Origin of the sequence: Brevundimonas sp. (assembly GCF_035935935.1) — a bacterium.
GTDB lineage: Bacteria > Pseudomonadota > Alphaproteobacteria > Caulobacterales > Caulobacteraceae > Brevundimonas.
The window spans coordinates 300,941-318,306 of record NZ_DASYWO010000005.1 but is presented as its reverse complement, the minus strand read 5'-3'; the positions used below and the strand labels follow the sequence as shown (position 1 = coordinate 318,306).

General features: G+C 70.4%; 17 protein-coding genes. 5 read left to right on the top strand and 12 right to left on the bottom strand.

Annotation, left to right across the window (positions count from 1 at the left end):
* Positions 1-4 precede the first annotated feature (4 nt).
* The 9 genes from bla to VGR32_RS06280 form a co-directional block, all read right to left on the bottom strand.
* Positions 5-898 (bottom strand): class A beta-lactamase, encoded by an 894-nt coding sequence (gene bla / locus VGR32_RS06320; RefSeq protein WP_327449205.1) that lies wholly within the window; start codon positions 896-898, stop codon positions 5-7.
* A gap of 14 nt (positions 899-912) precedes the next feature.
* Positions 913-2,292, bottom strand: coding sequence for a sigma-54 dependent transcriptional regulator (locus tag VGR32_RS06315; RefSeq protein ID WP_327449203.1), 1,380 nt, complete (start codon positions 2,290-2,292; stop codon positions 913-915).
* 38 nt (positions 2,293-2,330) lie between these two features.
* Positions 2,331-2,660 (bottom strand): flagellar motor switch protein FliN, encoded by a 330-nt coding sequence (gene fliN, locus VGR32_RS06310; protein ID WP_327449201.1) that lies wholly within the window; start codon positions 2,658-2,660, stop codon positions 2,331-2,333.
* 2 nt (positions 2,661-2,662) lie between these two features.
* Positions 2,663-3,304, bottom strand: coding sequence for a flagellar assembly protein FlbE (locus tag VGR32_RS06305; RefSeq protein ID WP_327449199.1), 642 nt, complete (start codon positions 3,302-3,304; stop codon positions 2,663-2,665).
* A gap of 1 nt (position 3,305) precedes the next feature.
* Entirely contained in the window at positions 3,306-4,340 is a 1,035-nt protein-coding gene (gene fliG / locus VGR32_RS06300; RefSeq protein ID WP_327449197.1) for a flagellar motor switch protein FliG, read from the bottom strand.
* Positions 4,340-5,995 carry a flagellar basal-body MS-ring/collar protein FliF gene (gene fliF / locus VGR32_RS06295; RefSeq protein WP_327449195.1) on the bottom strand — a complete coding sequence of 552 codons (1,656 nt, stop codon included), beginning with the start codon at positions 5,993-5,995 and terminating at the stop codon, positions 4,340-4,342. Before fliF ends, fliG begins: the two co-directional genes overlap by 1 nt.
* A gap of 107 nt (positions 5,996-6,102) precedes the next feature.
* Positions 6,103-7,182, bottom strand: coding sequence for a Glu/Leu/Phe/Val dehydrogenase (locus VGR32_RS06290; RefSeq protein WP_327449193.1), 1,080 nt, complete (start codon positions 7,180-7,182; stop codon positions 6,103-6,105).
* A gap of 86 nt (positions 7,183-7,268) precedes the next feature.
* On the bottom strand, positions 7,269-8,273 hold the full coding sequence (locus tag VGR32_RS06285; protein ID WP_327449191.1) for an alpha/beta fold hydrolase: 1,005 nt from the start codon (positions 8,271-8,273) through the stop codon (positions 7,269-7,271).
* Positions 8,270-8,524: a DUF3253 domain-containing protein gene (locus VGR32_RS06280; RefSeq protein WP_327449189.1), complete on the bottom strand. Its 255-nt coding sequence runs from the start codon at positions 8,522-8,524 to the stop codon at positions 8,270-8,272. Before VGR32_RS06280 ends, VGR32_RS06285 begins: the two co-directional genes overlap by 4 nt.
* Positions 8,525-8,564: 40 nt before the next feature.
* Here VGR32_RS06280 and VGR32_RS06275 point away from each other — a divergent pair, with 40 nt between their 5' ends.
* A complete protein-coding gene (locus VGR32_RS06275; RefSeq protein ID WP_327449184.1) occupies positions 8,565-8,999 on the top strand; it encodes a PaaI family thioesterase in 435 nt (144 codons plus the stop codon).
* On the opposite strand, the gene VGR32_RS06270 is transcribed toward VGR32_RS06275, so the two are convergent.
* Together VGR32_RS06270 and VGR32_RS06265 are read right to left on the bottom strand one after the other, a co-directional pair.
* The gene (locus tag VGR32_RS06270) at positions 8,996-9,613 is read right to left on the bottom strand and encodes a glutathione S-transferase family protein (RefSeq protein ID WP_327449182.1); all 618 of its coding nucleotides are present in this window, start codon (positions 9,611-9,613) and stop codon (positions 8,996-8,998) included. The genes VGR32_RS06275 and VGR32_RS06270 overlap by 4 nt on opposite strands.
* 28 nt (positions 9,614-9,641) lie before the next feature.
* Positions 9,642-10,916: a NupC/NupG family nucleoside CNT transporter gene (locus tag VGR32_RS06265; protein ID WP_327449180.1), complete on the bottom strand. Its 1,275-nt coding sequence runs from the start codon at positions 10,914-10,916 to the stop codon at positions 9,642-9,644.
* Positions 10,917-11,052: 136 nt separating this feature from the next.
* Between VGR32_RS06265 and VGR32_RS06260 the strand changes: the two genes are divergently transcribed.
* Both VGR32_RS06260 and VGR32_RS06255 read left to right on the top strand, forming a co-directional pair.
* Positions 11,053-13,317 (top strand): pre-peptidase C-terminal domain-containing protein, encoded by a 2,265-nt coding sequence (locus VGR32_RS06260; RefSeq protein WP_327449178.1) that lies wholly within the window; start codon positions 11,053-11,055, stop codon positions 13,315-13,317.
* 114 nt (positions 13,318-13,431) lie between these two features.
* Positions 13,432-14,286, top strand: a complete 855-nt coding sequence (locus tag VGR32_RS06255; RefSeq protein ID WP_327449176.1) for a DUF4349 domain-containing protein — start codon at positions 13,432-13,434, stop codon at positions 14,284-14,286.
* Between the two features lie 30 nt (positions 14,287-14,316).
* Here the strand turns inward: VGR32_RS06255 and VGR32_RS06250 are convergent, their stop codons facing one another.
* Positions 14,317-15,195, bottom strand: coding sequence for a branched-chain amino acid aminotransferase (locus VGR32_RS06250; protein WP_327449174.1), 879 nt, complete (start codon positions 15,193-15,195; stop codon positions 14,317-14,319).
* 76 nt (positions 15,196-15,271) lie between these two features.
* Here VGR32_RS06250 and VGR32_RS06245 point away from each other — a divergent pair, with 76 nt between their 5' ends.
* Positions 15,272-16,003 carry a response regulator transcription factor gene (locus tag VGR32_RS06245; protein ID WP_327449172.1) on the top strand — a complete coding sequence of 244 codons (732 nt, stop codon included), beginning with the start codon at positions 15,272-15,274 and terminating at the stop codon, positions 16,001-16,003.
* Between the two features lies 1 nt (position 16,004).
* Positions 16,005-17,348 carry an ATP-binding protein gene (locus tag VGR32_RS06240; RefSeq protein WP_327449170.1) on the top strand — a complete coding sequence of 448 codons (1,344 nt, stop codon included), beginning with the start codon at positions 16,005-16,007 and terminating at the stop codon, positions 17,346-17,348.
* The last annotated feature ends 18 nt before the right edge of the window (positions 17,349-17,366 follow it).

Here is a 17,366-nt window from a genome sequence, read left to right as displayed (position 1 = left end):
TCGGTCATGCCCGGCCCAGTTCGGCCAGAGCGAGGCGCGTCGCTTCGGCGATCACGGCCTCGTTCCGCTCGGACGGCGCCGTGCGCGCGCCGTGGTGGTAAGCCGCGATGATCACCGGCTCGCCCGACGGCGGATACAGCACGCCGATGTCGTTGGTGGGCCCATAGCCGCCGGTGCCGGTCTTGTGCGCGACGGTCCAGCCGGCGGGAACGCCGGCCTTGATCCGCGCCGGCCCGGTCGGGGTGTCGGTCATCCAGCGCAACAGCTTGTCCCTGTGCGGCGCGCTCAACGGCGTGTCCGCGTCGATCAGCAGGCGCTTCAGGTTCGCCGCGGAACTCAGCGGCCTGATGGTGTCCTTGTCGCCGTCCAGACGGTTCATCTCCGGTTCGTAGCGGTCGACCGTGGTGTCGGCGTCACCGAGGCCGCGGTAGAAAGCGCGCATGGCGTCCAGGCCGCCGTTCGCCTTCAGCAGCAGGTTGGCCGCCGGATTGTCGCTGACCTCGACCGTGCCCTTCATCAGGGTCTCGACGCTGAGCGCGCCGCCGATCGCGGGTTCGCTCACGGGCGCATGATTGACCATGTCCGCGCGGGTGATCGGGATCATCCGCTCCAGCCGCTCCTCGCCGGTCTGCACCCGCAGGAAGGTCGCGGCGGCGAGGAACATCTTGAAGGTGGAGCAGTAGACGAACCGCTCCTCCCCCCGCCAGGCCAGCATCCGGCCGCTGCCCAGGTCGTGCGCGACGAAGCCGAGACGTCCGCCGTCGCGCGTTTCCAGCGCAGACAGGTCGATGGCCTCGGGCGCCGCGGTGACGGGCGCCGGCGCTCCGCCCCCCGACGCGCGGTCGCACGCCGTCAGGCCCAGGGCCGCTAGGCCGGTCAGGACGCTTCTGCGGTCCATTCAGACGCGCTCCCTCAGGCCGCGTAGCCGGACACGGCCACCCCCGACTGGGGGGCCGGGATTGCCGTGCCCTCGTCGGCGTACTCGTTCAGCTTGTTGCGCAAAGTCCGGATCGAGATGCCCAGGATGTTGGCCGCATGCGTGCGGTTCCCAAGGCAGTGGGTCAGGGTGTCCAGGATCAGCGCCTTCTCCATCTGCGCCACCGTCTGGCCGACGTGAGCCCGGCTGACCGCGTCCGCCGTCTGCGCCGCGCGGCCGGCAGGGCCGGCGTCATAGGTCGAGCCCGTCAGCGGCTGGCCGTCCGGCAGACGGATGGCCTCGACGTCGATCTCGGCGCCCGTCGCCAGCAGCACGGCGCGGTGCATGGCGTTTTCGAGTTCACGCACGTTGCCGGTCCAGCGGTGGCCGGCGATGGCCCGTCGCGCGGCCTCGCCGATCGGGCGCACCGGCACGCCGTTTGCGGCGGCGTACTTCTTCACGAAGTGGTCGGCCAGCGCCACCACGTCGCCCGGGCGCTCGCGCAGGGCGGGCAGCTTCAGGTTCACCACGTTCAGCCGGTACAGCAGGTCCTCGCGGAACGTGCCTTCCGCCACCGAGCGCGTCAGGTCGCGGTTGGACGTGGCGATGATGCGGATGTTGACCGGCACCGGCTTGCCGCCGCCGACGCGGTCGATCACCCGCTCCTGGATCGCGCGCAGCAGCTTGGCCTGCAGGCGCACGTCCATCTCCGAGATTTCGTCCAGCAGCAGGGTGCCGCCGTCGGCCTCCTCGAACTTGCCGATGCGGCGGGCGACGGCGCCGGTGAAGGCGCCCTTCTCATGCCCGAACAGCTCGGATTCCAGCAGGTTGTCCGGGATGGCGGCGCAGTTGACGCTGATGAAGGGCCGATCCGACCGTTTCGACTTCTGGTGGAGATAGCGCGCCATCACCTCCTTGCCGACGCCGCTTTCGCCCGTGATCAGGATGCTCGCCTCCGACCGCGCGACCTGGTCGGCCAGCTGGATGACGGCCTTCATCGCCGGGTCGGCCGAGATCATCGGCCGCTCGTCGTCGGCCACGGCCGACAGCACCGCCGCGATCAGATCGGCTTCCGGCGGAAGCGGGATGAACTCCTTGGCCCCGGCGCGGATGGCCGCCGCCGCCTCGGTCGGTCCCGCGTCGACGCCGCACGCCACCACCGGCACGTGGATGCGCTCGGCCTCGTTGGCCGCGATCAGGGCGGCGATGTCGATGCGCCAGTCCACCATCAGCAGGTCGGCGCCCTGACCGCGGCGCAGCTGCTCCGTCGCCTGGTCGCCACGCTCGACGTGCTGGACCTTGGCCCCGTGGGCCATGGCCATCTTCACCGCCGTCGCGAGCTGTCCGCTCAGTCTGCCGACCACCAGAAGCCGCATGGGTCGTCCTCCCTAATCTCTCACTTGCCGGCGGCCGTTCAGGCGCCCGCGTCCTCGGTCTTGATGATTTCGGTCATGGTCACGCCAAGGCGGTCCTCGACGACGACCACCTCGCCGCGTGCGACCAGGCGGTTGTTGACGAAGATGTCGATGGCCTCGCCGACCTTCCGGTCCAGCTCCAGCACCGAGCCCTGACCCAGCTTCAGCAGCTGGGCCACCGACATGTGCGACTTGCCCAGCACGGCGGCGATGTTCACCGGCACGTCGAACACGGGCGCCAGATCGGCCGCCGCCTTGTCGCGCGCGTCCTCGCCCGCGGTCAGGGCCGTGCCTTCCGGAAACTCTTCGAGGGGCAGGTCGGCGGCCATGGTCAGGCTCCTGGATCGATCGGTTCGGCGTGCCCCGCCTCGGCGGCCAGGGCGGAATTCAGCGTATCGGCCAGACGGCGTGCGGCGCCTTCGGGGTCGTACTCGGCGCGACCGTCGGCCCAGCTCAGCTCGAAGGCCGCCGGCGGCATGGACGGGTCGTCGCGGAAGGCGACCGCGCCCGCGTGGCCCGACTGGACGCACGCGTCCTCGATCAGTCGCCGCGCCTCGTCGTCCAGACGGGCGGCGCGCACGGTCAGCCGCGCCTGCGCCTCGATCTCCCGGCCCAGCGTCTCGATCGCAGCGGTCACGGCGCCGGCGGGAAAGCGGTCCAGCGCCGCCGACGCCAGCACGCGCCCGCAGGCCAGCGCCAGACCCGCGGCGTCTTCCCGATGACGCCGCGCCACCTCCGACAGGGCGGACACGCCGCGCGCGACGCCGTCCGCCACGACGGCCAGGGCCGCCGCGCGCTGTCCTTCGACCTCGGCCAGCGCCTGGGCGCGCGCGTCGGCGGCGGCCTGCGCCACCAGCGCCTCGACCTCGGCGGGCAGATAGGCGCGTCTGGAGGGGCGCCAGTCGGCGGCGCGCACGACGCGGCCGTCCTCGGCGAACTCCTGATCGAACGAGAAGGGGCGGGCGGCGCTCATGTCAGTAGATCAACTCGTCGTCGCCGCCTTGGCCGGCCAGCATGATCTCGCCCTTGGCGGCCAGGTCCTTGGCGACCTGCACCATGGTCATCTGGGCCTGATCCACGTCTTTCAGACGCACCGGGCCCATGCCTTCCATGTCCTCGCGCATGATCTTGGCCGCGCGCTCCGACATGTTCGAGAAGAACATCTCGCGCAGGCTTTCGGACGCGCCCTTCATGGCCAGCCCCAGCTGGTCCTTGTCCACGGCGCGCAGCAGGGTCTGGACGCCGCCCGGATCCAGCTTCGACAAGTCTTCGAACACGAACATCAACGCCCGGATGCGTTCGGCCGCCTCGCGGTTGCGCTCCTCCAGCGCGCCGATGAAGCGCGCCTCGGTCTGACGGTCGAAGCTGTTGAAGATGTCCGCCATCATCTCGTGACTGTCGCGCTTGGACGTGCGCGCCAGGTTCGACATGAACTCGGTTCGCAGCGTCTGCTCGATCTTGTCCAGGATTTCGCGCTGCACCGGCTCCATGCGCAGCATCCGCTGCACGCATTCCAGGGCGAAGTCCTCGGGCAGGGCGGTCAGCACGCGGCTGGCGTGGTCCGGCTTGATCTTGGACAGCACCACCGCGACCGTCTGCGGGTATTCGTTCTTGAGGTAGTTCGCCAGAACAGCCTCGTTCACGTTGCCCAGCTTGTCCCACATGGTGCGGCCGGCGGGGCCCCGAATTTCCTCCATCATCGCGTCGACGCGATCCGGCGGCATGAAGGCGGTCAACAGCTTCTGGGTCTGTTCGAAGCTGCCCATGACGGCGCCCGAGCCGCTCATTCCCGAGACGAACTCGACCAGCAGCTCCTCGACGACCGTCGAGGACACGGTGCCCAGCGTGGCCATGGCCTGCGAGATCTCCTTGATCTCGTCCTCGTCCAGCCCCTGCCACAGGCGCACGTGGTCCTCGCCCAGCGACAGCAGGATGACCGCGGCCTTCTCCGGTCCGGTCAGCTTTCGGACGTCCTCGACCGCCTGCTTTTTGGTGACGAGCCGAGCCATCAGCCCTCATGCACCCAGCTGCGGAGGATCGAGGTCGATTCCTCGGGGTGCTTCTCGACGAAGTCGGCCACCTTCTTCACGGACGAGGCCTTCACCTGTCCCTCGATGCGGGCGATGTCGAGCCGCTGCTCCATCTCGCTGGGGCCGGTCAGGTGCGCCACGGCGCCGCCGCCCATGCCCGCCGGCATCGTCTGCAGCTGGGTCACGGCCGGACCGCCCGGACCCGCGCCCGCCAGCGCCGGCATGCCGCCGACCGCCGGAGCGCCGCCGCCGCCCGTCGCCGCCTTCAGCAGGGGGCGCAGGACGAAGAAGATCAGCAGGACGCCGGTGATCAGCAGGATCAGCAGCTCGATCCCGCGCATGATGTCGTTCTTGCCGAAGTCGAACATGCCGCCGCCGGCTTCCGCGCCGCCGTCCGGCGTGGCCGCGCGGTCGAAGCGGACGTTCGTCACCTCCAGCTTGTCGCCGCGTGCCTCGTCGATGCCGACCGCGGCCGAGACCAGCGCCTTGATCTGGGCGATCTCCTCGGGCGTGCGCGGGGCATAGGTCGGCTCCGCCCCGTCCGCGCCCGGCGTCCATTTGCCGTCGACCGCCACGGCCACGGCCAGGCGGCGCACCTCGCCGGGCTCCTTGACCGTCGTCGTGGTGGTGTTCGAGATTTCGTAGTTGATGGTCTCCGACGTGTCCTGCTGGCTGGAGCCGACGGCGGCCGCCGCGGCGGGGCCTTCGCCGCCCGGAATGTTTTCCGTCGCCGTCGCTCCGCTCAGCGACTGGGCCGTCGTGTCCTGCGCCGTCGATCCGTTCGTCGCGGTCGAGCGCACGACCTGACCGTCGGGGTCGTAGCGCAGCTCCTGCGTCGTCTGGCGGCTGTGATCTATCTCGGCGGTGACCTGCACGCGCGCGGCGCCCGGCCCGACGACGCCTTCGACGATGTCCATGACGCGCGCCTGCAGCTGGCGCTCCGTGCCCGTCTTGGCCTGCTCGGCGGCGGCCCCGAAACCGTCCTCCTCGCCGCCGGCGGCCAGGGTGCGGTTCATGTCGTCCACCACGGTCACGCGGTTCGGCTTCATGTTCGGCACGGCCGAAGCGACCAGATTGCGGATGGCCCGCACGTTCTCGGCGGTCATCTCGCGCCCACCCAGACCGACCACGACCGAGGCGGTCGGCTCAGCCGCCTGGGCCTGGAACAGCGCCCGCTCCGGCAGCGCGATGCGCACGCGCGCCATCGACACCCCGCGCAGGGACATGATGTCCCGCGCCAGCTCGCCTTCCAGCGCGCGCTTGGCGTTCAGGTTCTGCTGGAACTCCGTCTGACCCAGCACCGACTGCTCGTCGAAGATCTCGTAGCCGACCGAACCCTGGGTCACGAGCCCCTTGCCGGCCAGCAGCATGCGCGCCGTGCCGACCTCGTCGCGGCTGACGAAGATCGTCGAGCCGTCGCCCTTTGACGAATACTTGATCCCGGCGGAGTCCAGCGCCGTCGTGATCTCCGACGCCTCGCGCAGGTCCAGGTTCGAATAAAGCAGGGCGTCCGGCGCCTGGCCGATCCGCAGCATCACGGCGACGAGAACCGCCGTCACGCCCGCCGCCACGCCCAGCACGGCCGCCAGGCGACCGATCCCGAATCTCTGCAACGCCGCCGTGAAGCCGCCCACGCGAACCCGCCCTGAAACACCGGCGGGACATCCGAACGCGCCCGCTAGGCAGAAACTGCCGGGAGCGTGGTAAATGCGGCGTTAAGGACGTCGGGACGGCGGCGAAATCACGCCGCCAGCTTCAGCTCCGCGGCCTTCTGGATGCGCGCTTCGGCGATTGCGTCAGCGATCTCGTGCGTCGGGCGCTGCTCGGAAGCCGAGCGGTCCAGAACCTCTTCCAGCGTCTCCATCAGGCGGCTCAGCTTGCCCTCGACCCAGGCCGGGTCGTAGGCGCCGCCCGTCTGGCGGGCCTTGAGCTCGGACGCCACGTTGATGATCCCGCCGCCGTTGGCGACGTAGTCGGGCGCGTACAGCACGCCGCGCTCGAACAGGATGCGGCCGATCTCCGGGGTGGCCAGCTGGTTGTTGGCCGCGCCCACCACGGCCTTGACCGTCAGGCGGTCCAGCGTCTGCGGGTTCAGCGTCGCCCCCAGCGCGCACGGCGCATAGATGTCGGCCTTGACGTCATAGATGGCGTCCGGAGCCACGATCTCGGCGCCGGTGCGGGCCGCGACCTCTTCCAGCAGAGGCACGTTGACGTCGGTCACGACCAGCTTCGCGCCCGCGGCGTGCAGCTTGTCGGCCAGATAGCCGCCGACGTGGCCGATGCCCTGCACCGCGATGGTCAGGCCCGTCAGGTCGTCCTGCTTCCACAGCCGGCGCGCGGCCAGCAGGGTCGAGCGGAACACGCCCTCGGCGGTCACCGGGCTGGGATCGCCCGATCCTTCCTTGCCGCCGGACAGGCCGACCACGTACTCGGTCTGCGTCCGGGCCTGGGCGATGTCGTCGACCGACACGCCGACGTCCTCAGCCGCGTAATAATTGCCGCCCAGATGGTCGATGAAACGGCCGAAGGCGCGGAACAGCTCGGGCGTCTTCTGGGTCCTGGAATCGCCGATGATGACCGACTTGCCGCCGCCCATCTCCAGATCGGCCACGGCGTTCTTGTAGCTCATGCCCTTCGACAGGCGCAGCACGTCTTCCAGCGCTTCGGCGGAGGAGCCGTAGTTCCACATGCGCGTGCCGCCGACGGCCGGACCACGGGCGGTGGAGTGCACCGCGACGATGGCCTTGAGGCCGGTCTTTTCGTCGGAAAAGGCGTGGATGCCTTCGTGGTTCGCGAACGACGGGGAATCAAACAGCGTCATGCCCTGTTCGAGCCTTTCCTGGGTATTTTTGTTGCGGCGGCCCTTACGCGGCGAAAGCGGCCGAGGCAAGGCGCCCTTCCCTCACGTCACCGCGAGCGCAGCTCGGGCAGGACGGGCGGCGCGCCCGAGGGAAGCGGCGCTTCCGGATCGCGCGCGAAGGCCAGCACGTCGGCGAAGACGGTCACGGCGGACAGGTCGCGGTTGAGCAGATGTCGCCCCTCCCGGTACCAGCCGGTGCGCAGGTCCGGCGCGGGCCCGGCGCGCTCCAGCGCCCGGCGCAGCGCCGGCTTCGGCACCAGATCGTCGTCGGCCCCGTACAGCAACAGCGTCGGCACGCCCGTCTGGCCCAGATCACGCGCCGCCGTCTCCATCAGGTCCACCAGACCGTGCACGACGTCGAACCGCGTGGCGGTGATGAAGGCCGGGTCGCGCCCGCTCCGGATCAGCTCGATCAGATTGTCCGACGCCAGCACGTCGCGGGTCGCCCACTCCGGCGGCTCGACGGCATAGGTCCCGGCGACGCGCGCCGTGACCCACAGCGAGGCGCGGTTCAGCCAGCTCTGGCTTGACCATCCCCACACCGCCGGGCCCAACAGGACCAGACGATCCGCCGCGGGAGGCCGGGTCGAGGCGAAGGCGGCGATCCCCACCGCGCCGCCCATGCTTTCGCCGACCACGACCACCGGCAGGCCGGGATGACGCGCCCGCACCAGATCGACCACGTCGCGCAGGTCGTCCTGCATCAGCGGACCCGGCCAGACGCCGCGACCGGGCGACCGTCCGAACCCCCGCTGGTCGTAGGCGTAGGTCGTCGCGCCCCGCTCGGCCCACCACGGACCGGCGAGACGCCACGCGGCCGAACTGTCGTTGATGCCGTGCAGGGCCACCAGCACGACGTCGGGGGCGCGCCCCGAGGGCGCCCAGCTCCGCATCGTCAGCCGCGCGCCATCGCGCACCACGAAGGCGTCCGGCTCCATCCGCGGGCCGGTGAAGTCGACCGGCGGCGTCAGACGGGTCTGAACCTCCGGCTGGGCGCACGCGGCGAGGGCCAGCGTCGCCGTCACGCCGAAGAGGGCGCTCCGCGTCCTCACTCCGGAGCGGCGTCCGGCAGCTTCAGGCGAATGACGCCCTTGAACGCTTCCGGGTTCACCGGCTTGCCCTTCTTGGTGATCACGAGCCGGCCCTGTCGCGCCAGACCCGTGGCCACCGCGCGCACCTTGCCCATCTCGCGCTGCCAGCGATCCGGCGCGATGATCTTCGCCACCTCGGACGGGCAGATGCTCTTGCCGGGCTCACGTTTGGCCAGCAGGTCGAAAATCTCGGTTTCGATCGGATCGCTCATGGCCCTATATCCCGCATCGCAGCATCGGAGAGAAGAACAGATGGTCGCAAAGATCACGGTCACCGAAGGCGAGTTCGCCGGCTGGCGGACCTACGACCTGCACGGCACCTTCGATCAGGTCGTCGGTCCGTTCTACTTCCGCCCCGACCCCGACGGCCGCATGCGCTGCGCCTTCCGCGCCGAGCCCAAGCACATGAACGCCGGCGACCGCATGCACGGCGGTTGCCTGATGACCTTCGCCGACATCGCCCTGTTCCAGACGGCCTATCAGGAGATGGAGGGCGCCTCCGGCGTCACCGTGTCGCTGGACTCGACTTTCGTGGACGGGGCCTACGTCGGCGAACTGATCGAAGCGACGGGGGAGGTGGTGAAGGCGGGCAAGAGCCTGATCTTCGCCCGGGGCCAGATCACCACGGGCGAGCGCGTGCTGATGACCTACTCCGGCGTCATCCGGAAATTCGAGAAGCGGGACTAGACGCCCGCCTGCGCCGCCGGGCGGGCGCGGCACGCCTCCATCCAGCGCGCCAGATTGGCGAACTCCGCCGGCGGCCGGTATTTGATCAGCCGCGCGAAATCCAGGCCGACGCAGCCCACCACGTCGGCGATGGTGAACCGATCCTCGGCGATCCATTCGTGATCGGCCAGGCGCCGGTCCAGGGTCTTCATGAACTTCTCGGCGCCCACCCGGCTCCATTCCGCCACGTGAGGCTGCGGCGCCTCCAGCGCCGCCAGCGCGGGGTGGCTGAAGCGCACGTTCAGCATCATCGGATTGGCCAGATAGATCTCGCAGCGCCGGGTCCACATCTCGATCACGGCCTGCTCGCGCGCGTCCCGCCCGAACAGGTTCGGCTCCGGGAACAGCGCCTCCAGATAGCGGCAGATGGCGACCGATTCCGAAATGGTCGTGCCGTCGTCAAGCTCCAGAGCCGGCACGTGCGGCACGCCCACCTTCTCGCGGTACCCGGGGGTGCGATGCTGGCCCGAAAGCAGGTCGATCTCGACGATCTCGACCCCCTCCACGCCCTTCTCGGCCATGACCCAGCGGACCCTGCGCGGATTGGGCGCGCGGTGAGAGGTGAACAGCTTCATGTCGGCCCCGGCGCGTGTCTTTGCGAAACTATCCGCCGAAGATCGACATCGGCAAGGCCCCGACCACCGAGGCGGCCATCAGCGTCGCGGCGAAGCCCGCGAACAGCGCCTTCCACACCAGACCGAGCACTTCCTGCCGCCGCTCGGGGATCAGGACCGACAGGCCCGTCACCGTGATGCCGACCGATCCGATGTTGGCGAAGCCGCACAGGGCATAGGTCATCAGCATCCGCGTCCGCTCGCTCATCTCCCCCTCGGGCACGGCGCCCAGCTGCATGAAGGCCACGAACTCCGTCAGCGTCAGCTTCACGCCCAGCAGCCGCCCGGCGATGCCGGCCTCGGACCACTCCACCCCCGTCAGCCACGCCAGCGGCATGAACAGCCACCCCAGCACGCGTTCGACCGTGACCGGCCCGTCGAACAGCCAGAACCCGCCCAGCATCACGTTCACAAGCGCGACCAGCGCCACGAACACGATCAGGATGGCCGAAATGTTCAGCACCACCATGAGGCCGTCCGACGTCCCCTTCACGATGGCGTCGATGCCGCTGTCGTACTTCAGGGAAGAGCGATAGTCGGCGACCTCGCCGCCCTCTCCGGGCGCCTCCGGGATCATGATGCGCGCCAGCAGCACGCCGGCCGGCGCCGAGACGATGGAGGCCACCAGCACGTGGCCCGCCGCATTGGGCAGGACCGGCGCCAGAATGGCCGCATAGGCCACCATGGTGGACCCCGCCACCGTGGCCAGACCGACCACCATCATCAGAAAAATCTCCGACCGCGTCAGCTTGTCCAGATAGGCGCGGATGACGATCGGGCTCTCGATCATGCCGAGAAAGATGTTCGCGGCCACCGCCAGGGCGGAGGCGCCGCCCAGCCCCATGGTCTTCTGGAACAGCAGGCCGAAGCCCCACGTGATCCACTTCAGGATCCGCCAGTGCCAGAGCAGGGCCGACAGGGCCGAGATCACAAGGATCAGCGGCAGCACCTGGAAGGCGAAGGTGAACATCGCCCCGGCGTTGGTGACCTCGTACGGCTGGTCGCCCCCGGCCAGATGGCCGAACACGAACTTCGCCCCCTCGTTCGTCGCCCGCGCCAGCCCGTCCACGGCGCCCGTGATCGCCGCCAGCACGCCCTGCGAGCCGGGAATGGCGAACAGCGCCAGAACCAGCGCCGCCTGCACCGCCACCGCGCCCAGCGCCAGCCGCCAGGGGAACCGCCGCCGGTTCTCCGACAGGCCCCAGCAGGCGGCGATGACGACGATCACGCCCAACAGGGCCTGGGCGTTCAGGGTTGAGAACATGCGGCGCGGCCCCTCCCTAGGCGTCCCTGCCTTAGAACGCCGCATCCACGCGCTTGGCAAGCGTCGTCAGGTTCGGTCGGCTTCCCAGCGGGGCGGCGGCTGGAGTAGCGTCGTTCCGCTGTTTGGGGGAGCGGTCATGGCGACGGTGGTTCGGAACATCCTGCTGGGGCTGGCGGCGTCGCTGGCGCTGCTGACGATCGGCGCGGGCGAGGCCCGGGCCCAGTCCCGCATCGCGGTCGGCGGCGAGGCCGCGGGTCGGCTGCAGGACGGCGACCAGCAGCTGGACTCGGGCGAATACGTCGACGTCTGGACCTTCCAGGGCCGCGCCGGTCAGCAGGTCACCATCAACATGAGCTCGACGGAGATCGACGCCTACCTGATGCTCCGCGGCCCCGGCGGCCTGTCGGAGTGGAACGACGACCGCGCCTCGGGCGAGACCAACGCCCGCCTGACGGTCCGCCTGCCCGCCGACGGCCAGTACCGCATCAGCGCCACCACCTACGAACCGGGCGAGGACGGTCAGTATCTGATCAGCGTCATCGAGGGCGCAGGTCCCGGGTCGGGCCAGGAAGGCGGCGGTGATCTGACGCTCGGCCAGACCGGCGCCGGCCGGCTGGCGCTGGGCGACGACCGTCTGGACGCGGGCGAATTCACCGATCGCTGGACCTTCCGCGGGACCCCCGGCGAAACCTACGTCGTGCGCCTGAACTCCGGCGCCTTCGACCCCTACCTGATCGTCCGCGGCGCCGACCTTCAGGAGGACAACGACGACGAGCCCGGCCGGGGCTCCGTCAACAGCCGGGTCGAGTTCGTCATGCCCGCCGACGGCGAGGTGCGGATTTACGCCACCAGCTACCAGGCCGACGAGACCGGCGAGTACGCCCTTCTCCTGTCCCGAGCGGGCGAGGAACAGCAGCCGGCCCCCGTCGTGGCCAGCCGCGCCACCCTGACGATCGGCCGGACGGAATCGGGCAGCCTGTCGTCCGACGCGCCCACGCTGCGGTCCGGGGAGTACATGCAGGCCTACGCCCTGAACGGCCGCGCCGGGGACCGCATCGAGCTGCGCCTGCGCTCGTCCGGCTTCGATCCGTACGTCTTCATCACGGGTCCGGGCGAGTTTTCCGCCGCCAACGACGACGACGAGACCGGTCAGGACGGCACCAACAGCCGGCTGATCGTCACCCTGCCGGCCGACGGCGAATACCAGGTCGTCGCCACCAGTTTCGAGCCGGGCGAGACGGGCGATTTCGTCCTCGCGGTCGATCGCGCGGGCGAGGAGGTGGCGGCCACCGAAACCGCCTCGACCGTCGCCGCCTTCGAGGACGGCGTCGTGCGCGAAGGCATGCTGTCGCGCGGCGACGCGACCCTCGACGACGGCCAGTTCGTCGACATGTACCAGTTCACCGGGCGCCGCGGAGAGCGCGTGGCCATCACGGCCGAAAGCGCCGCCTTCGACACCAACCTGTTCCTGCTCGGGCCGGGCGACGTGGCCGAGAACAACGACGACGGCCCGGACGGCACCAACAGCCGCATCGACTTCGTCCTGCCGGCGGACGGCGCCTACGACGTCGCCGTCACCTCGTTCAACGGCGGCGAGACCGGGGCCTACCGGCTGACCGCCGGCCTGAGCCTGGGCACCCCCCGCCAGGAGCGCGTGCAGGGCGGGCCGCGCATCTTCGCGGTGATGGTCGGCATTTCCGACTACGGCGGCTACGCCTCGAACCTGGCCTACACCGACGAGGACGCCGAGAAGCTGGCCGAGGACCTGCGCCGCGACGGCCTGCTGAACCCCGCCAGCGTGGTCATCACCAACACCGACGCCACCGTCGGGGCGGTGAAGGCGGCCTTCGCCCGCGTCGCCGCGGAGGCGGGTCCCGACGACATCTTCCTGTTCTTCTACTCCGGCCACGGCTCGCAGGGGCGCGGCACGGTCAGCGCCATGGAACCGGACGGAAAGACCGAGACCATCGTCATGGCGGACGGCGAAATCTCGGACGAGGAGATGGGCCGGATGTTCGCCTCGGTGAACGCCCGGATGGCCATGATCGTGCTGGACAGCTGCTTCTCCGGCGGCTTCGCCCGCAACGTCGTCACCCGGCCGGGCGTCATGGGCATGTTCTCGTCGGAGGAAGACCTGACCAGCGCCGTCGCCGGCAAGTTCCAGGCGGGCGGCTACCTGTCCCACTTCCTTCGCACCGGGCTGGGCGGCGAGGCCAACGCCGACGGCGACGACATGATCACCGCCGGCGAGCTGACCCAGTACCTGCGCCGCCGCTACGCCATCGACGCGGCGGACGTCCGCACCCAGACCGCCGACGGCCAGCGCAGCTATCAGAACCTCGTGGTCGAGCGGGGCGGCGTTCAGGTCGACGACGTCGTCGTGCGCGTGGCGCGGGCCTAGCCTTCAAACCGCGCGCAAACGGCCCCGCTTCCGCTCCGTCCCCGCCCTGAATCCGGCCCGATCCGGGCGCGCCATCACGAAACCGTGATCGGCACGGGACAGGGAGAGACGACGATGCGCAAGGGACTTTGGCTCGCCGCGGCGGGCGTTCTGACGTTGGCCGCATGCCAGCAGGCCGGAGAGGATGCGGCGGCGGAAATGGACGTGGCGGCGATCGAGGCCGCGACCACCGAAGTCGCGGCGGGTCCGCCCGCGATCTCGTCGCCGTCGGCGCCCGGGCCGGTGGCGCGCATCGCCTACGGCTTCGCCTATGCCCTGTCCGTGCCGCGCGATCGGGGCGCCGAACTGATGAGCCGCCACGAACTGACCTGCACCGCCGCGGGGCCGGGCTTCTGCCAGGTGATCTCGGCTCAGGCCGACTGGTCGTCGCGGCGGCCGGGCGGCAGGCTGGAACTCCGCGGCCAGCCTGACTGGATCAACCGCTTCCGCGCCGGTCTGGCGGCCGACGCGCGCGACGCCGGCGGACGGCTCGAGACCGCCGCCACCGAAGGCGAGGACCTGACCGCCCGCATCGACGCGACGGATCAGGGCGTCCGCACCGAAGCCGATCTGGCCGCGCGCATCCGGGATCTTCAGGCGCGCCGCGGCGGCACGCTGGAACAGCGGCTGGCCGTGGAGAAGGAGCTCGCCGATCTGCGCCGCCGTCAGGACGCGCTGGCCCTCGAGGCCCGGCAGCTCGACACGCGGGTGCGCACCGCGACCCTGACCGTCGACTACAGACAGGGCGGCGCGCTGGCCGCCGACAGCCCCACGCGGCCGGTGGTGCAGGCGCTGCAGGACGCCTTCGGCCTGTCGATGGGGATGCTCGCCGTCCTGATCACCGCCGGCTCCATCCTGCTGCCGGTCGTCGGCATCGCCGCCGTGACGTGGTGGGCCATTCGCAGGCGCCGGCGTCCGGCCGCCGCCTGATGCGAAGAGCTGGGGACCGGCCTTCGGTCCTCAGCCCTCCCGGCGAACGAGCCGGGAGTAGTCTTCCATCAGCCCAAGCGTGATCGCGCCCGGCTTGAACGTGTATTCGCCGATCTCGCTGACAGGGGTCACCTCGGCCGCCGTGCCGGTCAGCCAGCATTCGGTGAAGCCCGACAGCTCTTCTGGCCGGATGTGGCGCACGACCACCTCCAGCCCCTTCGCCTGCGCCAGCGCGATCACCGTCTGCCGCGTGATGCCGTCCAGGATGGCGTCGATCGGCGGCGTGTGGATCACGCCGTCCTGCACGAAGAAGACGTTGGCCCCGGTCGCCTCGGCCACATAGCCGCGCCAGTCCAGCATCATGGCGTCGGCATAGCCGCGCTTCTCCGCCGCCGTCTTGGACAGGGTGCAGATCATGTACAGGCCCGCGGCCTTGGCCGCCGACGGCGCCGTGGCGGGGTCGGGGCGGCGCCATTTCGCCCACTCCAGCCGGATGCCCTTCGCCTTGGTCTCGGCGTCGAAATAGCTGGGCCAGTCCCACACGGCGATGGCGACGTGGATCTTCGTGGCCCCGGCGGTGACGCTGACCTGTTCCGGCCCGCGATAGGCGACCGGGCGGACGTAGCAGTCCGACAGGCCCATCCGGGCGCAGGTGTCCTTTGAGGCTTGATCGATCTCGGCCACGCTGTACGGAAGGTCGAAATCCAGCAGTTCGCCGGATCGTTTCAGGCGTTCGGAATGCTCCGTCAGCTTGAAGATTTCGCCCGCGTACATACGCTCACCCTCGAACACCGACGAACCATAGTGAAGGGCATGGGTCAGAACGTGCGTCTTCGCGTCCCGCCAGGACACGAAATCGCCGTCCATCCAGATCCAGCCGTCACGATCGTCGAAAGGAACGAAGGCCATTGAACGTCGTCTCCTGTTACCAGCTCCGGGTTAGACCCGCCGCGACCGCCCCCGTCAACGCCGGGGCGGCGCGCTGATGGCCGCCGGGGGGTCTTTCGGGCGCTCGGGTCCGGTCGCCGGTCCGGGTTCCGGTCGCCACTTGCTGGTGGTGGACGACGACGACCGCATCCGGGAGCTGCTGAAGGAGTTCCTGACGCGCGAAGGCTATCGCGTCACCGGGGCGGCCCACGCGGCGGCCGCGCGACGGCTGGTCGAGCTGATCGAGTTCGACCTGATCGTGCTGGACGTGATGATGCCGGGCGAAAGCGGTTTCGACCTGACGACGTGGATCCGGGCGCAGGCGGCGACGTCGGCCACGCCCGTGCTGCTGCTGACCGCGCGCGGCGATCCGGGCGACCGGATCGAGGGCCTGTCGCGGGGCGCCGACGACTATATGTCCAAGCCGTTCGAGCCGCGCGAGCTGGCCCTGCGGATCGACGCCATCCTGCGCCGCACCGGCGGCAAGCCCCTGACCCCGCGCGAGATCAAGCTGGGCGACGCCGTGTTCGACATGGAGCGGTTGGAGCTCCTGCGCGACGGCAAGCCCCAGCGCCTGACCGAGGCCGAGGCCCAGTTGTTGAAGACCCTGGCGATTCACGCTCACGCGCCGGTCGAGCGCATCAGCCTGTCGCCCGACACCGCCGACATCACCGGCCGCGCCGTCGACGTCCAGGTGACCCGCCTGCGCCGCAAGCTGGAGGCGGACCCCAAGAACCCCCGCTATCTTCAGACCGTCCGCGGCGTCGGCTACATGCTGGCGCCGGACTGAGATGAAGATCCCCTCCCCGCCCGTCCTCAAGCGGCTGCTGAAGCGGCGGCTGCCGACGACGCTGTGGGGCCGGTCCCTGCTGATCATCGTCGTCCCGGTCATGATCATGCAGGGCGCCGTGACCTGGGCCTTCTTCGACGCCCACTGGCAGACGGTGAACGCGCGCCTGTCGGAAGGTCTGGCCGGCGACGTCGCCTGGGCCGCCGACGCCTACGCGCGCAACCCCACGCCGGACGGCCTGGCCGAAGTCGCCGACCGCGCCGAGCGCTACATGGCCCTGTCCGTGGCCTTCCAGGAAGACCGCGTGCTTCCGGTGGAGAGCCGTCGCGGCCCCACCGGCCTCGTCGACCGTGCGCTCGGATCGGCGCTGGCCGCCCGGCTCGACCGGCCGTTCTGGTTCGACACCACCCGCTACCCCGCCTACGTCGACATCCAGGTGCAGCAACCCGGCGGCGTCCTGCGCGTGATCGCCCCGCGTGAGCGGGCGGTGGCGACGCAGGCGCACATCTTCGTCTTCTGGCTGCTGGGCGCCACCGCCCTGCTGCTCGGCATCGCCATCCTCTTCATCCGCAATCAGGTGCGGGCGATCGAGCGGCTCGCCGACGCAGCCGAGGCGTTCGGGCGCGGAGAGTCCGACGCCCGCTTCAAGCCGCACGGCGCCCGCGAGGTCCGCGCGGCGGCCCAGGCGTTTCTGGCCATGCGCGAGCGCATCCAGCGCCACATAGAGCAGCGCACCGCCCTGCTGGCGTCCGTCAGCCACGACCTGCGCACCCCCCTGACCCGCCTGCGGCTGGAGCTCGCGCTGGCGCCGGCGTTCAAGCGCTCCACCGCCATGCGCGCCGATCTCGACGAGATGGAGCACATGATCGACGAATACCTGGCCTTCGCGCGGGGAGAGGCGGGCGAAGCGGCGCAGACGGTGTCCGTTCGAGACCTGCTCGATCGCGCCGCCGCCGACGCCGGGCGCTCCGGCGCGCGGGTCGAGGTCGAGACGCCGGGCGACCTGGCGGTCGCCATTCGTCCCCTCGCCTTCCGCCGCGCCCTCGCGAATCTGGCCGACAACGCCGCCGCTCACGGCGAGACCGTGCGCCTGTCCGCCCGTGCCCTGCCGTCGGGCGGCGTCGAGATCGCGGTCGAGGACGACGGTCCAGGCATCCCCGACGACATGCACGAGGAGGCCTTCCGCCCCTTCTCCCGGCTGGATCCGTCCCGCAACCAGAACCGCAAGGGCGTGGGTCTGGGGCTGGCGATCGCCCGGGACGTGGCGCGGGGCCACGGCGGCGACATCACCCTCGGCCGCAGCGATCTCGGAGGTTTGAAGGCCGCCCTGCGCCTGCCGGGTTGAACGGGCTTCGCAGACCGC

Bases quoted from the DNA above. Each gene is read 5' to 3' on its own strand.
- bla (WP_327449205.1), bottom strand. From the start codon at position 898: ATGGACCGCAGAAGCGTCCTGACCGGCCTAGCGGCCCTGGGCCTGACG.
- VGR32_RS06315 (WP_327449203.1), bottom strand. From the start codon at position 2,292: ATGCGGCTTCTGGTGGTCGGCAGACTGAGCGGACAGCTCGCGACGGCG.
- fliN (WP_327449201.1), bottom strand. From the start codon at position 2,660: ATGGCCGCCGACCTGCCCCTCGAAGAGTTTCCGGAAGGCACGGCCCTG.
- VGR32_RS06305 (WP_327449199.1), bottom strand. From the start codon at position 3,304: ATGAGCGCCGCCCGCCCCTTCTCGTTCGATCAGGAGTTCGCCGAGGAC.
- fliG (WP_327449197.1), bottom strand. From the start codon at position 4,340: ATGGCTCGGCTCGTCACCAAAAAGCAGGCGGTCGAGGACGTCCGAAAG.
- VGR32_RS06290 (WP_327449193.1), bottom strand. From the start codon at position 7,182: ATGACGCTGTTTGATTCCCCGTCGTTCGCGAACCACGAAGGCATCCAC.
- VGR32_RS06280 (WP_327449189.1), bottom strand. From the start codon at position 8,524: ATGAGCGATCCGATCGAAACCGAGATTTTCGACCTGCTGGCCAAACGT.
- VGR32_RS06275 (WP_327449184.1), top strand. From the start codon at position 8,565: ATGGTCGCAAAGATCACGGTCACCGAAGGCGAGTTCGCCGGCTGGCGG.
- VGR32_RS06270 (WP_327449182.1), bottom strand. From the start codon at position 9,613: ATGAAGCTGTTCACCTCTCACCGCGCGCCCAATCCGCGCAGGGTCCGC.
- VGR32_RS06265 (WP_327449180.1), bottom strand. From the start codon at position 10,916: ATGTTCTCAACCCTGAACGCCCAGGCCCTGTTGGGCGTGATCGTCGTC.
- VGR32_RS06260 (WP_327449178.1), top strand. From the start codon at position 11,053: ATGGCGACGGTGGTTCGGAACATCCTGCTGGGGCTGGCGGCGTCGCTG.
- VGR32_RS06255 (WP_327449176.1), top strand. From the start codon at position 13,432: ATGCGCAAGGGACTTTGGCTCGCCGCGGCGGGCGTTCTGACGTTGGCC.
- VGR32_RS06250 (WP_327449174.1), bottom strand. From the start codon at position 15,195: ATGGCCTTCGTTCCTTTCGACGATCGTGACGGCTGGATCTGGATGGAC.
- VGR32_RS06245 (WP_327449172.1), top strand. From the start codon at position 15,272: ATGGCCGCCGGGGGGTCTTTCGGGCGCTCGGGTCCGGTCGCCGGTCCG.
- VGR32_RS06240 (WP_327449170.1), top strand. From the start codon at position 16,005: ATGAAGATCCCCTCCCCGCCCGTCCTCAAGCGGCTGCTGAAGCGGCGG.